This is a genomic window from Desulfosoma sp., from assembly GCA_037481875.1.
GTDB lineage: Bacteria > Desulfobacterota > Syntrophobacteria > Syntrophobacterales > DSM-9756 > Desulfosoma.
In genome coordinates this window covers 398,370-413,035 of sequence record JBBFKY010000002.1, presented here as the reverse complement: position 1 = coordinate 413,035, position 14,666 = coordinate 398,370, and the positions used below count along the sequence as shown (strand labels likewise).

The following is a 14,666-nucleotide window of genomic DNA, read 5'->3' as shown; positions in this document are numbered from 1 at the left end:
TCGAGGACAACAACATGAAAAGTTTATCACAGCCTTGAGAAGGTCTAAAAGGAAATCCGTGAGTTTTTTCTCATGAGCAAATGCGTTTGTTTGTTGAAAAGCTTTATCAAATCCGCTATCAAGCGCTGTGCGTCGGCCGCTGTAAATTGAGGAGGCTTTTAAAATGAGTGAGAAGGCCTTTCACGGGACGTGGTCGAAAGGGTGTCGGTTCATAAAGAAGGCTGTTCGCCATGAAAAAAGGTTTTTTCCTATCGAGGGATGTGGAGGCGATGTGATATGGAGATGAAAGAGTTTGTCAAGGCGGCTTTGAAAAAAGTCAACCGCAAGCTTGCGGACGGGATTTTGGATAAGCATGAGGAAGGTTATGCCGATCCTGAAGAGATGCTTCTGGATTGGATCTGGATTGAGCTCAAGGAAGAGGCGCCCGACAAGGATGCCGTAATCGCCATGGATTTGGATGACTTGTATGAAGTTATCGAAAGCGATGCCCGCATCTATGAAGATTATCGCATCTTGTTGGAATCGATTCGTTCCGAAGCCGGCTAGGGGGGCACAGCCTGAGACTGCTACGGGCGCTCCTTGGGAGCGCTTTTTTTATTTGCTTTCACATTTTCGAGGTGGGGTGAGCGGGAGAGGACGCCATGCAAGGACTGGTGATCAACAAAAGCTGCGAACGACGGCTCTTGCAGGGGCATCGCTGGGTTTTCAGCAATGAAGTGGAAAGTCCTCTGAAAATGTTTACACCGGGGGAGTGGGTGCAGGTGGTGTCCACATCGGGCCGGCATTGGGGCACAGGTTATGTGAATCCCCATTGCCTGATCGCCTGTCGCCTTGTGGGTCCATCGAACATGGTGCCGTCGCCGGATTTTTTTGCCGAAAGACTTCAAAAAGCTGTGGCTTTTCGAGAGAAACTTTACCCAGGGCGACGGGTTTACCGGGCGGTTTATGGAGAATCCGACGGGCTTCCGGGACTTGTGGTGGATCGCTATGATTCGGCATGGGTGATGCAAGTGACCACGGCGGGGATGGCGGCCGTGGAATCGATGGTCTGTGAGGCGCTCATGCGTCTGTTTCAGCCCCACGCCGTGGTGGCTCGAAACGATGTCTCAGCCCGCGCTTTGGAGGGCTTGCCTCTGGAAAAAAGGATTCTTCAGGGAACCCTGGACCATTCGTTTTCCGTTTCTGTGCACGGCTTGACGGTTCAGGTGGATCTTTTGGAAGGGCAAAAGACCGGTCTCTTCTTGGATCAGCGGGACAATCGAGAGGCTCTTCGTCGCTATGTTGTGGGAGCCGAGGTGCTGGATTTGTTTTGTTATCAGGGGCTATGGAGCCTGGTGGCGGCGCAGGCCGGAGCCGTGCGGGTCCTGGGTGTGGATGCGTCGCAGGATGCGGTAAAAAGAGCGGCCAAGGATGCCGAGGTGAATCAATTGAAGGACCGATGTCATTTTCAGGTCAGTGATGTTCTTGATTTTCTGAAACGGACACCAAGGGAAAGCTACGACGTGATCATCATGGACCCTCCGGCTTTCGCCAAGACCAAGAAAGCGCTTCCCAATGCCGTCAGGGGATATACGGACCTCAATCGTCGTGCCATGCTGGCTTTGCGTCGAGGGGGCCTTTTGGTCACATGTTCGTGTTCGTTTCACCTTCGAGAGGAAGCTTTTTACGAGATGCTGCTTCGAGCCGGTCAAGCGGCGGGGAGATCCTTAAGGCTTTTGGAAGCACGCGGTCAGGCTTTGGATCATCCGGTTCTCTTAGGTATGCCGGAAACGAGGTACCTTAAATGCGCCTTTCTTGAAGTGCTCTGAAGGTTTCACAGGTCTTTACAACAGATGATAAGGTGCATTAACAAGGCACAAAGTCGGGAAGATTTCATGGGGAGGTAGGTTCATGAAAAGCCAGGAGCGAGGGGAAATGCGGGTTGTCATAAGGGTGCTTATGGTGGCTTTTGCGGTGCTTTGGTTTGTGTCGTCGGCACCGGCTCAAACCAAGCCCACGGACGTCATCAAGAACGCGACCGAACGGGCGCTTCATGTGTTGCATACATGCGGAACGGACAGTCCGGAACACATCAAGGCAAGACGTGAAGCCGTTCGGTCCATTGCCATGGAATATGTGGATTTTGAAGAGGCGGCGAAACGCTCTTTGGGCCGACACTGGAGAAGTCTAAATCCCGAACAGCGAACGGAATTTGTCAGCCTTTTTAAGGATCTTTTGTACTTTACCTATATTGGAAAGGTGGACACTTATACGTGCGGGGAAGATGAGGTTGTGCGCTACGAGGAAGAGCGTGTGGAAGGCCGCTTTGCTCTTGTCAAGACGCGGGTGCGGTACCAGAATCAGGATGTGGTCGTTGAATACCGCATGATTCAAAGCGGCGACCGATGGATGGTTTACGACGTGGTCATTGAAGGCATCAGCTACGTAAGTAACTACCGGTCGCAATTCGAAAGTTTTCTGGTGAATCGATCGGTGAACGATCTTTTGGACTCCCTCAAACAAAAAGTGGCCGAGTTAGAGAAAAATGACCGCTTTGGGAGCTGAAGGACATCGTCGACGTCTTCGAGAACGCTTCTTGACGGGAGGTTTGGACGCCTTTCACGACCATGAAGTCTTGGAGCTCTTGCTGACCTATGCCATTCCCAGACGCGATGTAAAACCGACGGCCAAAGCGCTGCTCGAGCATTTTCATTCCCTTTCCGCCGTTTTGGATGCCTCGCCAAAAGAACTCACCGCCGTCTCCGGCATCGGGATCCATTCGGCCATGCTCCTGGCCTTGATCCCACGGCTTGTGGAGCGCTACCGAAAGGATCGCTGGCGATCGGTAAAGACCCTTAGTTCGACCCAGGAGGCAGTGGAATACCTCAAGGGACATTTTGAAGCGGAACGCGTCGAGGTGTTTTGCCTGTTGGCTCTCAACAGCCAGAACGGGCTCATCGCTGTGGAACGCATTCAGGAAGGAACCGTGAATCGCACGGCCGTCTTTCCCAGGCTGGTGGTGGAAGCCGCTTTGAAGCATCGAGCGACGGCCGTCATTTTCGCACACAACCATCCCAGCGGGGACCCGGAACCTTCCGCCGCGGACCGGCAACTGACCTTGAAGCTCAAACGCCTGCTGCAAGATCTGGATATCACCGTGCACGACCACATCATCCTGGCGGGAGACCGCTATTATTCCTTTGCAGAAAAAGGGGAGATAGGCTGATGGAAAGGATGATGCCTGCTGTGCTCGTTGAGGAAACCGGAGAGCCCGGGAGCTGGAATACCTTGAGCTTGGGCCATGTCCCCATGCCTGAGCCGAAGGCCGGTGAAGTGTTGGTGCAGGTGGAAGCCTTTTCCGTGAATCGAGCGGATCTGTTGCAGCGTCGCGGATTGTATCCTCCGCCACCCGGGGCTTCTTCGATCCTCGGTCTGGATTTGGCCGGGTATGTGGTGCGTCGGGGTTCCGAGGATGTTCCCTGGGCGGAAGGGGATCGGGTTTTTGGGATTGTGGCTGGAGGCGGCTATGCTCGGTATGCGGCTGTACCTGCCGATCATTTACTTCCGGTGCCGGAAAATCTTTCCTTTGTGGAGGCAGCGGCGGCGGCCGAAGTTTTCGTGGTGGCGCATACCAACATTTTTGACGAAGCCAAGGCGAAGCCCGGAGAAACGCTTTTAGTGCACGGCGGCGGAAGCGGTGTGGGGACGGCTGCCATTCAGTTGGCCAAAGTCTATGGGCTCCATGTGGCGACCACCTGCGGTAGTGACTGGAAAGCTGAAAAATGTCGTTGGCTTGGAGCTGACCTGGTTATTCAGTACACACGCGAAGATTTCGCGGAAGCCGTGCTTTCCTGGACTCAGGGCCGAGGTGTGGATGTCGTTTTGGATTTCATCGGAGCTCCCTATCTGGAAAAACATTTAAAGATCCTGGCTTCCAAAGGCCGCCTTGTGCTCATCGGGCTTATGGGAGGACACCACGCGACGTGTTCCTTGGCTCCACTCTTGACCAAAAGAATTCGAATCATCGGTTCCGTGCTGCGGAGCCGATCCCACGCGGAAAAAACGGCCGTCATTCAGCGATGCCGAGAAGAGATTTTGCCCCTTCTGGAAAAGGGGACGGTTCGTCCCATCGTGGATAAGATTTTTGCAGTGCAGGACGTGGAGGCGGCTCACCTTTACGTCCGTGAAGGAAAACATTTCGGCAAAGTGGTTGTGCGATGGAAAGAATGACCGGCCCTCAGATTATGCCTAAAACTCAGGAGTTCGAACACACCGTGGACAATGGAAACCAGGGACTCTGGATCGCCTTCGAAGGGGTTCACCTGGTGCGATCTCGCCGATCCATTCTTACCGATATCACTTGGCGATTGAATCCTGCAGAACACTGGGTGGTCCTGGGGGCCAATGGGTCGGGAAAAACCTCGCTCCTTTTGCTGCTCGCGGGCTATCTATGGCCCACCCGAGGATCCATCACAGTGCTGGGACGCCGGTTCGGTTCCGTCGATCTTCGAGAATTACGTAAGGAAATCGGGTGGGTGGGATCTTTCCTGCAAGAACACGTCCCGCCGCATCAAAAACCCCTGGACCTGATTATCGGCGGGAAGTTCGCTTCCATCGGCGTTTTCGAAAAACCTTCCTCACAAGACGAGCGTAAGGCCGAAAGACTTGCCGAAGTCATGGGCTGTGCCTCGGTTCTTCATAGCCCTTACGGCGTGCTTTCTCAGGGGGAAAAACAAAGGGTGCTCATCGCCCGTGCCCTGATGGCTGGTCCGAGGCTTCTCATCTTGGACGAACCCTGTTCCGGGCTGGATATGGTCGCTCGAGAACAACTCCTGGAAACCCTGGACCGCATGGGCCGGGACCCTCAAGGACCCACCCTCGTTTTGGTCACCCATCATCTGGAAGAAATCATGCCCGTTTTCTCTCATGTGTTGGTTTTGCAAAATGGGCGTTGTGTGGCCAGCGGCCCAAAAGAGCAGGTGCTTTCCGGTTCCGTCTTGTCCTCGGCTTTTCAAGTCCCTATCGAAGTGCACGTACACCACGGGCGTTATTGGACCCGCATGGGCTTTCTTGATACCCCTGCCCCTCCTTTATCCTCGCAGCCATGAAGACATCCCCGGTTGGGGCCGTCTTGTGACGGCAAGGCGGTAAGTGCGGGCGGATACACATGTCCACTCGCTACTCATAAACCTTTTCTTCCACGTCGTCGGCGCCGGGGGCGTCTCGTTCCACATCACGCGTCAGGCGTGCTTCTTTCATGGCCCAGTATTCCTTGTACCATTCATGGGCGATAATGGTGGCCATGATTTCGTTGGTTCCGGTCCATATGGACGCCAGCCGCAGATCCCGATAAATACGTTCCACAGGAAAAACCGTGGTGTACCCGATGCCACCCATCACCTGCATGGCGTTATGGACCACCTTTTGGCAGGATTCGGTCACAAACTTTTTCGTTTCCGAAATAAGACGTCGCAACGTGGCCGAGGGTGCTTTGCGGTCCACAGCTTGGGCCGTGGCATGCACCATGGCGCGGGATGCGTCCAAAAGCATCACGGCTTCGGCCACCTGGAAACTGACCCCTTGGAACTCATGAATAGGTCTTCCGAAAGCTTTGCGACGCGTCGAATACCCGGTGGCCACTTCAAGAGCCGGCCGTGCCGCTCCAATGGTCATGGCGGCTGTGCCCAAACGCTCGGGAATCATCATGGTCTTGAAGACTTCAAAACCTCCATGGAGGTGCCCCAAAATGTTTTCCTTTGGAACCTTCACGTCCTTAAAAACCAAGCGGCTGGTGCCGCCGCCGCGGCAGCCCATGAGCCCGTAGTGATAGGCGGTTTCCACGCCGGGACCTCGATCCACGATAAAACAAGTGATTCCTTCGTGGGGTTTGGCCTTGGGATCTGTGCGAGCGTATACCAAAAAATAATCGGCACCTTCGCCGCCGACAATGAAACGCTTTTGACCGTTGAGGATGAAATAATCTCCCTTGTCCACCGCGGTGGTGGTGGTACCGAAAAAGTCGGATCCGCCTCGAGGTTCCGTCAGGCATTCGGCGGCAAAGATTTCTCCTTTGAGCAGAGGCGCGACATAGCGTTCCTTTTGGGTGTCTGTGCCGTGAAGAACAATGGCGTCACAAACCAATTCGGCGCCAACCCCGAAGGTACACGCAAAAATATAGCCCAGCGCGCCGACCTCCTCCATGGCCACGCAGGTGCTCACCCAATCCATGTCACGGCCGCCCCATCGCTTGGGGTAACGGCACCCTAAAAGGTTTCTGCGCCCGGCTTCCTGAAGGAATTCTTTGGGAAAACGGATCTTGTCCGCATCCATGTCCAGAATCATTTGGCGAGGCACGGATTTGACAAAATCCCGCACTTCGTCGCGCCATCGAAGCGTCTTCTCATCCAGCAGACACTCAAACATGATTTCTCCTTCGGTTCTAGAACATTTCCCGCAGCTTGTACTTCATCACTTTACCCGTGGGCGTGTGGGGCAAGGCCTCCACGAAATGAAAGATTCTCGGAATCTTGTACTTGGCAAGCCGACTCTGAAGAAACGCCGTAAGCTCTTCAGCGTTGGGTTGCGAACCTGGGGCTGGAACGATCACCGCGGTAACCGTTTCCCCCCAGTCGGGATGGGCCGTGCCGATCACCGCCGCCTGTGCGACCTGGGGATGTTCCGCAAGGGCGTCTTCTACTTCTTTGGAGTAAACGTTTTCTCCACCGGTGATGATCATGTCCTTGAGGCGATCGACGATAAAGAGGTATCCATCTTCGTCGATGCGAGCCACATCGCCGGTGCGATACCAGCCGTTATGAAAGGCTTTTATCGTGGCTTCAGGATCGTTGAAATAGCCCTTCATCATGGAGTCGGCTTTGATCCAGATTTCGCCGGTCTCCCCGAAACGAGCCTCCTCTGTTTCCGATTTCATGACCACAAGATCTGTTCCGGGCAGGCCTTTATTCCCGATGGATCCCGCTTTATGGGCGTGGGCTTCGGGTGGAAGCATCGTTCCTGTAGGTCCGGCTTCAGTCATACCGTAGACCTGATAGAAGCGGTCGCTCTTGTATCGTTTTTGAAGAATTCGAACGGTCTCGGGCGCAATGGGCCCTCCACCGTAGACCCAAGCTCGCATGGAGGAGAGATCAAAATCGTCAAAATTAGGAACCATCTGAAGGGGAAGAAGATAGGAAACAGGCGCTCCGAAATAGACGGTGCACCGATCATTTTGAACGGTTTGAAGGAAATGGAGAGGGTGGTATTCACGAAGAAGGATTGTGGTCGCACCAACGTAAAAAGCGCCTAGGAACCAGTTGTTAAGCGGCGAAGAGTGCCAGATGGGCATGGCCATGAGCAAGCGATCCTTCTCGTCCATCTTCAAGGCCAAAGCGCCGGTTATGGCGGCCATGACCACACTGCGATGGGTCAGGACACAGCCCTTGGGTTTTCCGGTCGTCCCGCTTGTATAGAGAATTTCAGCCGTATCGTCGTCCTCCACGGGTACAGGTGTCAAAGCCGGCGCATCGGTCAGTAAATCTTCGAGGAATGGTCTTTGAGGGACTGGAGTGTCCATGGACACGGCGGGGATGGGCAAGGAGAGGGCTTCCGCGACGTGCGCCAAAGCGCCGTCAAAGAGGAAGAGACGGGCCTTGCTGTGTTCCAGAATGTATTGAACCTCTGGAGGTGCCAGCTTGTGATTGACGGGAACCACTGCAACGCCAGCTTTTTGAAGGCCAAAAAACACGACGACAAAGTGGGGTGTGTTCTGACTCATCACGGCGGCTGTGTCTCCGGGACGAAGCCCATATGCCTGAAAGACGGCTGCCGCCCTTTCTGCTTTCTCCTTGAGTTCGGAAAAGCTCATGGCTTGCCCCTGAGAACGGATCGCTTCTTTGTTGGCGAATTTTCTGGCGTTCCGATCCAACATTTCTCTTAGATTCATAGTTTTGTTTCCTCCCCGCCCTTGTCCTCTCTTGTCAGTTCTTCTAGGCGTTTTTCGAGTTTCTTCTGTACGGCCAAGAGGTCCTGTTCGAGAATAATGAGGTCTTTCATGCGGTCCCGAATTTCATTCAGTTTTTTGCGGCCGTAATCGAGGCTCTTTCGAATCTGGGCCGCTTCGTCCATGTCCGTATCGGCTAAGCCGATCATTTCGGCGATTTCATCCAGGGAAAATCCAAAACGTTTTCCTCGAAGAATAAGTTTGAGGCGCGCACGGTCCTTGAGCGTATAGACGCGCTGATTGCCCGGAGTGCGCCGAGGGGTGATGAGGCCTTTTTCCTCGTAAAAACGGATGGTTCTAGGGCTTATGTCCAGTTGAGCGGCCAATTCGGAAATGGTGAAAAACCTTTCTGATTTCTGGTTGTCCTTGGCCATAGATTTCCCTCCGTTTACACTTTACGTTAACTGGAAGTATGGACTTTGGTCAAGTTTCTTTTTACGGATTTTCCATTGTCTTCGAAAGAGTTCGAAGAACGGGAAAAACTCTACTGAACCAAGGTGCTGCGAGCGTGTTCAAGAGCGGAGTTTTCCTTCGAAGCGCGGGTGCGCCGCCCACGCAAACGGCGGGCAGAAAACCCGCACCCTCCGTGAATGGGCCGGTTTCGTTTTTGTAGGGCCGAGGCGCGGCCTCGCCCCTACCACGAAATGCCATGAAAGACCCTGGTACTGAGAGTTTTCGGACAGGCTACTAAAGGGCCTTCGTCCCGTCTCATCCCTTATTTGAAAAGAAGATGGCCTTTTTTCGGGAAAGAAAGCCACCTTTAAGGGCACTGAGCAAAGAGGAGATCATGGCTCTCTTTTTCCTTGACGCCCTTAGACTTTTGGGGCATGGAACCGAACGAGCGCTCAGTTAGCGAAAAGAAAGATTGAGACGAAAGACACGTACAGTGGTTTGCCGAAAGAAAACGGCCCAAAGGAGGTGAGGATCGCAAGAGTCGGTGAAAGAATGTGTCGGTTAAAACCCCCTGAAAAACCCGCCTTGAAAACGTCGGAGGTGCGCTCATGGCCTTGAACATCATCAAAGGGTTTCCTGCAACATCCAACGACGCTTATCCCTTGAACCTGATCACCTTTTTAAAGCATGCTGCGAGAAATTATCCCGAAACGGAAGTCGTCTCCAGGAACCTGGACGGAACGTTGCACCGAAGCACCTACGGCGAGGTGGACCGGCGCGTGCGACGTCTCGCCAAGGCCTTAACCAAGCTCGGAGTGGCTCCAGGGGACCGTGTGGGAGCCTTGGACTGGAACACCCATCGTTTCATGGAACTTTATTTTGCCGTTTCCGGAATCGGGGCGGTGCTTTTGGAACTTAATCCCCGCATTTCGGCTGCCGAGCGCACTTATGTGATCAACCACAGCGAAGCGCGATTCGTGGTGGTGGCCGCATCCTTGAGACCCCTCATGGAACCTCTGGCCGCCGAATGCCCGACGGTGCAAGGACTGATCGTTTTGGACGATGTGGGCAAAGGGGTGGGTGAAAGCGCCTTTCCCGCGGCTTACGACTATGAAACCCTTATCGCCGAAAGCGACGAAGACTTTGAATTTCCCTGGATTGATGAAACCTCCGCCTGCACGGCCTGTTACACCTCGGGAACCACGGGAAAGCCTAAAGGTGTCTACAATTCCCATCGAGCCATGTACCTGCACACTTTGGCTATTGCCCAGGCGCTGCACATGACTCAAAACGATGTTATTATGCAACTTGTGCCCATGTTCCACGCTCAAGGCTGGGGAATGTTCTTCTGCGGGCCCATGCTTGGAGCCAAACTTGTGTTTCCGGGCCGCTATACCATGGAAGACCCATCACCTTTGGTCGACTTGCTGGTGGATCAAAAAGTGACCGTCACCTGCGGCGCTCCGGCCATTTTTCTGCCTATGCTGCACCATATTAAAAACCTGCCCGCCAAGCCGGACCTTACGGGGTTACGTATGATCAGTGGAGCCACGGAACCTCCCCTGGCCCTGATGAAAGGCTTCTTCGAGTTGGGTGGGGCTCAGGTCATTCACGCCTACGGGGCTACGGAAACGGCTCCTCTCGTCACCATTAACCATCTTAAGCCTTCGCTTAAGGATTTGTCGGAAGAAGAGCGGTGGGAGCTTCGAAAAAAGCAGGGGCTTCCCGTGGTGGGACTGGACGTGGCGATCTTGGGTCCGGACGGCAAGACTCTTCCGCGAGATGGCAAGAGTGTGGGAGAGGTGCTCATTCGAGGCCCTTGGATCACGCGGACCTATTACAACGATCCCCGAAGCGCCGAATCTTTTACGGAAGACGGCTATTGGCGAAGCGGGGACGCGGGCACCATCGATCCCAACGGGTACCTTAAAATCACCGACCGTTTCAAGGACCTCATCAAGAGCGGCGGAGAATGGATTTCTTCCATCGATCTGGAAAACGCCATCATGGCTCATCCCGATGTGTTGGAGGCGGCGGTCATCGGGATTCCCCATCCTAAATGGGAGGAACGCCCTTTGGCCCTGGTGGTGGTGAAGGAGGCGGCCAGGGGTTCGGTGACCAAAGAAGCCATTTTGGATTTCATTCGGCCGCATTTCGCCAAATGGCAGCTTCCGGACGACGTTCTATTTGTGGAATCCATTCCCAAGACAAGTGTGGGGAAATTTGCTAAACGCGTCGCTCGAGAACAGTATGCCGGTCATTACGGAGCGTGAAAGTCGAGCGGTTTTTAGCCGGTAAATTTCAACCATAAAATTCAAGCGTCCATAGGATGAAGGAGCCCTCATGCCTGAATTTCTGGAGGTCCTAAACCACGGTTCGATTCGGGAAGTGGTCATGAATCGTCCCAAGCAATTGAACGCCTTAAATTTGGGGCTCATGACCGAATTGGCCGATGCCATGACCGATGCTGCGGTGGAACCATCCGTACGCGGCGTTTTGTTGACCGGGCGAGGGCGGGCTTTTTGTGCCGGAGGCGACTTAAAATGGGCTTTGGAATTTAACAATGATCCCGGTACCTCTTTGCACGTTCTGGCCGGGCAATTGAATCGATTGGCGGTCCAAATTCGAACTATGCCCAAGCCTGTGGTGGCCGCTGTGCATGGGGCGGCGGCCGGTGCCGGGTTCATGTTGGCTTTGGCGTGCGACTTTCGCGTCATTGAGGAGTCGGCCTTTTTCCAGCAAGCTTACACATCCAATGGACTGTGTATCGACGGTGGAGGAACCTTTTCTCTACCGCGCCTCGTGGGATTGGCTCGAGCCCTGGAGATTGCCGTTTTTGACGAACGTATTCCGGCGGGAAAGGCTTTGGAATGGGGGTTGGTGACTCGCCTTGTGCCCGACGGCACGGCTCGAGAGGAAAGCCTCAAAATGCTGCAGGATCTTGTCTGCAGATCCCTCCATTCTTTTGCCTGTGTCAAGGAACTGTTGAACGGATCGTTTCAGAGGTCTTTTGAGGAGCAGGCGGAATGGGAGCGCCGCTTCCTGGTGGCCTGTGCCCGACACGCCGACGGCCGAGAGGGGCTCCAGGCTTTTGTGGAAAAGAGGCCACCCCGTTTCGTCTAGAAACTTTCCATGGAAATTCGTACGAAAAACGACGATGCCGGTTGCACCGAAGACCGTCTCAAAAGAGGGGCGAGCACCCTCCGCCCCTAAGAGCCTGAGATTCGGTCTTTTTCTGGGAGTGCAGGTCTCGGGCCCGCTCTTTGTGCAGGCGGGACGCCCGCGCTTGCAGCGAAACATCCATTGTCAGACAAGCTCCTAAAGCACTCAGGGGGCGTGTTCCGCGCGGCAAGTGCCATGTGAAGTCCTTGGATCGCGCCCCAAGGCCGCTCGTGAAGAAAGAGGAGAATGCCGATGAAAGTCATAAGGCCGCTCACCGAGGATGCCAAAAAACACTTTCACCAGTTCGACCGGGAAAGCATCGCCTTTTTGCGATCGCGCTACAACAGAATCACGCGTTGGGTAATCGCGGACATCGTGCGGCGCAGCGCTTATCGGTATCCAGATAAGCCCGCTTTGATTTTCGGCGACCAAACCCTGACCTACGCGCAACTGGAAGAGGCCACAAACCGTGTGGCTCAAGGGCTTTTGGCCCTGGGATTGAAGCGCTTTGACCGCGTCGCCATTTTGGCGCACAACACCGTTCATCATGTGCTCACATGGCTCGGCACGGCCAAGGCTGGAGGCATTTACTTGGCCATCAACTATTTGCTTCGAGGCAAGGATATCGCCTATTGCATCAACCATTCGGAAGCCAGGTTTTTTATCGTGGAAGACGCACTGGCTGAGCTTGTGGACGGAGTTCTGGAGGAGATGCCAACGGTGTCCCATCGGATCTGGTCCAACCAGGGAGCGGGTCGTGCCGCTCCGCAAGGCTGGCTGGATTTCGACTCTTGGGCGGAAGCCCAGTCGGCTGAAGAGCCCGAGGTGGAGCTGCACATTGAAGATCCTGTGCAAATGACCTACACAAGCGGGACTGAATCCCTGCCCAAGGGTGTGGTGCTCACCAACCAGTCCCTTATGGCCCAATACATGGGTTGCATCGTGGATGGGGAATACAGTCCTCAGGACGTGAACCTCAATGCACTGCCCATCTTTCACTGTGCGCAGCGCGATGTGTTTCTGACCCCCTTTTTCTGGCTTGGGGCCACCAATGTGTTGCTCCCCACGGCCGATATACCGACCATTTTACAGAAGATCGAAGAACATCGCGCCACGGTCTTTTTCGCACCTCCCACCGTATGGATCGGGCTGTTGCGTCATCCTGACTTTGACAAAAGGGATCTGTCCTCGGTTCAGAAGGGATATTATGGGGCGTCCATCATGCCTGTGGAGGTGTTAAAGGAAATTCAGCGTCGGCTTCCGTCATGCCAAAGGCTCTATAATTACTACGGCCAAACAGAACTTTCACCGTATCACACGATTCTCAAACCCGCCGACCAGCTGACCAAACCGGGATCAGCCGGTATGGGCGGTCTGAACATGGAAACAGCCCTCTTGGACGATCTCTGTCGTCCGATTGTCGGTCCCGGAATTCCCGGCGAAATTTGCGGCCGCGGTCCTCATGTCATGCTCATGTATTTCAAAGATCCGGACAAGACCGAAGAAGCCATGGCCGGCGGGTGGTTTCACTCAGGAGATGTGGGCGTCTACGATCAAGACCGTTACATCACCGTGGTGGACCGCAAAAAGGACATGGTGAAAACAGGCGGCGAAAACGTCTCCACTCGTGAAGTGGAAGAAGTCATTTACAAGAATCCGCGTGTTTCGGAAGTGGCCGTTATCGGTGTGCCGCACCCCAAATGGATTGAGGCGGTGACCGCCATCGTGGTGCCCAAGGCCGGGGAAACTATTACGGAAGAAGAGATTGTCGCCCTATGCAAAAAGGAGCTGGCAGGTTTTAAGGTGCCCAAGGCCGTGGTTGTGGTGGAGGCTTTACCCAAAACACCTACAGGAAAGATTCTCAAAAGGGATCTTCGGCGCCACTACCAGAGTCTGTTTTCCTAAGGTGTTGCTTTAGAGGGTGCGGCCCCAGCGCAGTGTGTGCATGGGAAGGGCGATGCCAAAGGGTTCCATGAGCCATTCGGAACTGAGGCGCCTTAGGGGCACATAGGCCAGCCTTTTTCCTCGAAAGGCCAATCGGCCTTGGCGGATTTTGGGAAGGAGTTCTTCTTTGGAAGGGCTAAAGGCACCTAAAAGAATCGGGCATGCTTGAAAGGCTTCCACGGAAGGAAGGGTTACGGGGTAGAGGGCCTTAAAAGGGACCGCTTGTTCGGTCACGGTGTCGGGCTGATGGACCGTGGCGGCTCGGGCCGCACGAAGGAAAAATTGAGGAGCGATTTTGAAGGCCGGGATCCAGAAATGAAATGGGGTCTCGGCCTTTTTGGTCATACGGATGATGGGAGCTCGGGTCAAGGTGAGGAAATCATCAAAGGTTTCCAGAGGAAATCCTTGGGCAGCCACATCAAGGACCCAAAAAGGGGCCCAGACGGTTTCCTGAGTGCCCCCGGGAATCCAAGCCACTTCCAGCGAGTGCCATTCACATTCGGTCATTTCCCAAAATTCCGAACAGGTTTGACAGCGAAGGACCAAAGCGTCCCGTTCTCCTTCCATGTCGCCGCCGCATCGAGGGCACAAAGTAGGAAGAAAATGCAGCCGGGACTCAGGGTTCGTGCCCTCCACGGCACGGGAAAGTTCTTCCGGCCATGGTTTTAAGGCCCGGCCGGTCACGGCGTCGTGCATCTTTCCTTGCTGCTTGAAAAAGGGAGCATAGATGAGACTCACACTTTCGCCGATAAAGGCGTGATAGGTCATTTGTGACGCAGGTTCTTTGAGTCTGCTTTTGAGGCCGAGGCCCATGGACTTGAGAAATCCTTTCCAGGAAACCTGAGGTTGAAGAAATGTTCCGGGAATCATCGGCGTATAGAAGGACATGGGCACGGCTTGAGGCCGAAGGCCAAGGGATGAAGGAATACCGCACACTGTCGCGGCAGCGGTGTTCACATCGAGAATGTGATGGTGAAGTTTCTGAGTGTCCAAGACAAACGTGAAACCTCGAAACCGCCAATAGGGAAGATAAGTCAGAGGGTGAAGAGGCTTAACGTTTTTGGCCGGAAGCACATAGGTGAAATGCGGTGTCGCTTGAAAGGCGAGCCGAACGCGACAGAAAGGGCACTGAAAGATTCTGTCTGTATCTTCCAGGGTCACAGAGCCGCCGCATTGAGGGCAGGGATGA

13 protein-coding genes are annotated in these 14,666 nt (G+C 54.3%); 9 read left to right on the top strand and 4 right to left on the bottom strand.

Annotated elements, in window-relative coordinates:
• The first annotated feature begins 276 nt into the window (after nt 1–276).
• The 6 genes from WHS46_04635 to WHS46_04610 all read left to right on the top strand — a co-directional run bounded on the left by WHS46_04635 (nt 277) and on the right by WHS46_04610 (nt 5,087).
• Nucleotides 277–546 (top strand): hypothetical protein, encoded by a 270-nt coding sequence (locus WHS46_04635; GenBank protein MEJ5347959.1) that lies wholly within the window; start codon nt 277–279, stop codon nt 544–546.
• 95 nt (nt 547–641) lie between these two features.
• Nucleotides 642–1,808: a class I SAM-dependent rRNA methyltransferase gene (locus WHS46_04630; GenBank protein MEJ5347958.1), complete on the top strand. Its 1,167-nt coding sequence runs from the start codon at nt 642–644 to the stop codon at nt 1,806–1,808.
• An 82-nt stretch (nt 1,809–1,890) separates the two neighbouring features.
• Entirely contained in the window at nt 1,891–2,544 is a 654-nt protein-coding gene (locus tag WHS46_04625) for an ABC transporter substrate-binding protein (protein MEJ5347957.1), read from the top strand.
• Nucleotides 2,525–3,205 carry a DNA repair protein RadC gene (gene radC, locus WHS46_04620; GenBank protein MEJ5347956.1) on the top strand — a complete coding sequence of 227 codons (681 nt, stop codon included), beginning with the start codon at nt 2,525–2,527 and terminating at the stop codon, nt 3,203–3,205. The genes WHS46_04625 and radC overlap by 20 nt, the downstream gene beginning before the upstream one ends.
• Nucleotides 3,205–4,209, top strand: a complete 1,005-nt coding sequence (locus WHS46_04615; GenBank protein ID MEJ5347955.1) for an NAD(P)H-quinone oxidoreductase — start codon at nt 3,205–3,207, stop codon at nt 4,207–4,209. Before radC ends, WHS46_04615 begins: the two co-directional genes overlap by 1 nt.
• Entirely contained in the window at nt 4,197–5,087 is an 891-nt protein-coding gene (locus WHS46_04610) for an ABC transporter ATP-binding protein (protein MEJ5347954.1), read from the top strand. Before WHS46_04615 ends, WHS46_04610 begins: the two co-directional genes overlap by 13 nt.
• A gap of 70 nt (nt 5,088–5,157) precedes the next feature.
• Here the strand turns inward: WHS46_04610 and WHS46_04605 are convergent, their stop codons facing one another.
• The 3 genes from WHS46_04605 to WHS46_04595 are packed head-to-tail and all read right to left on the bottom strand — an operon-like array spanning nt 5,158 to nt 8,352.
• The gene (locus WHS46_04605; protein MEJ5347953.1) at nt 5,158–6,402 is read right to left on the bottom strand and encodes an acyl-CoA dehydrogenase family protein; all 1,245 of its coding nucleotides are present in this window, start codon (nt 6,400–6,402) and stop codon (nt 5,158–5,160) included.
• Between the two features lie 16 nt (nt 6,403–6,418).
• A complete protein-coding gene (locus WHS46_04600) occupies nt 6,419–7,921 on the bottom strand; it encodes a long-chain-fatty-acid--CoA ligase (protein MEJ5347952.1) in 1,503 nt (500 codons plus the stop codon).
• Nucleotides 7,918–8,352: a MerR family DNA-binding transcriptional regulator gene (locus WHS46_04595; protein ID MEJ5347951.1), complete on the bottom strand. Its 435-nt coding sequence runs from the start codon at nt 8,350–8,352 to the stop codon at nt 7,918–7,920. Before WHS46_04595 ends, WHS46_04600 begins: the two co-directional genes overlap by 4 nt.
• 627 nt (nt 8,353–8,979) lie before the next feature.
• Here WHS46_04595 and WHS46_04590 point away from each other — a divergent pair.
• From WHS46_04590 to WHS46_04580, 3 genes are all read left to right on the top strand, one after another.
• Nucleotides 8,980–10,644, top strand: a complete 1,665-nt coding sequence (locus WHS46_04590) for a long-chain fatty acid--CoA ligase (GenBank protein MEJ5347950.1) — start codon at nt 8,980–8,982, stop codon at nt 10,642–10,644.
• Between the two features lie 70 nt (nt 10,645–10,714).
• Nucleotides 10,715–11,494, top strand: coding sequence for an enoyl-CoA hydratase-related protein (locus tag WHS46_04585; GenBank protein ID MEJ5347949.1), 780 nt, complete (start codon nt 10,715–10,717; stop codon nt 11,492–11,494).
• 291 nt (nt 11,495–11,785) lie between these two features.
• Nucleotides 11,786–13,438, top strand: coding sequence for an acyl-CoA synthetase (locus WHS46_04580; protein ID MEJ5347948.1), 1,653 nt, complete (start codon nt 11,786–11,788; stop codon nt 13,436–13,438).
• 9 nt (nt 13,439–13,447) lie between these two features.
• Here WHS46_04580 and WHS46_04575 read toward each other — a convergent pair whose 3' ends face one another.
• Nucleotides 13,448–14,638: a hypothetical protein gene (locus WHS46_04575; GenBank protein MEJ5347947.1), complete on the bottom strand. Its 1,191-nt coding sequence runs from the start codon at nt 14,636–14,638 to the stop codon at nt 13,448–13,450.
• Nucleotides 14,639–14,666: the final 28 nt, after the last annotated feature.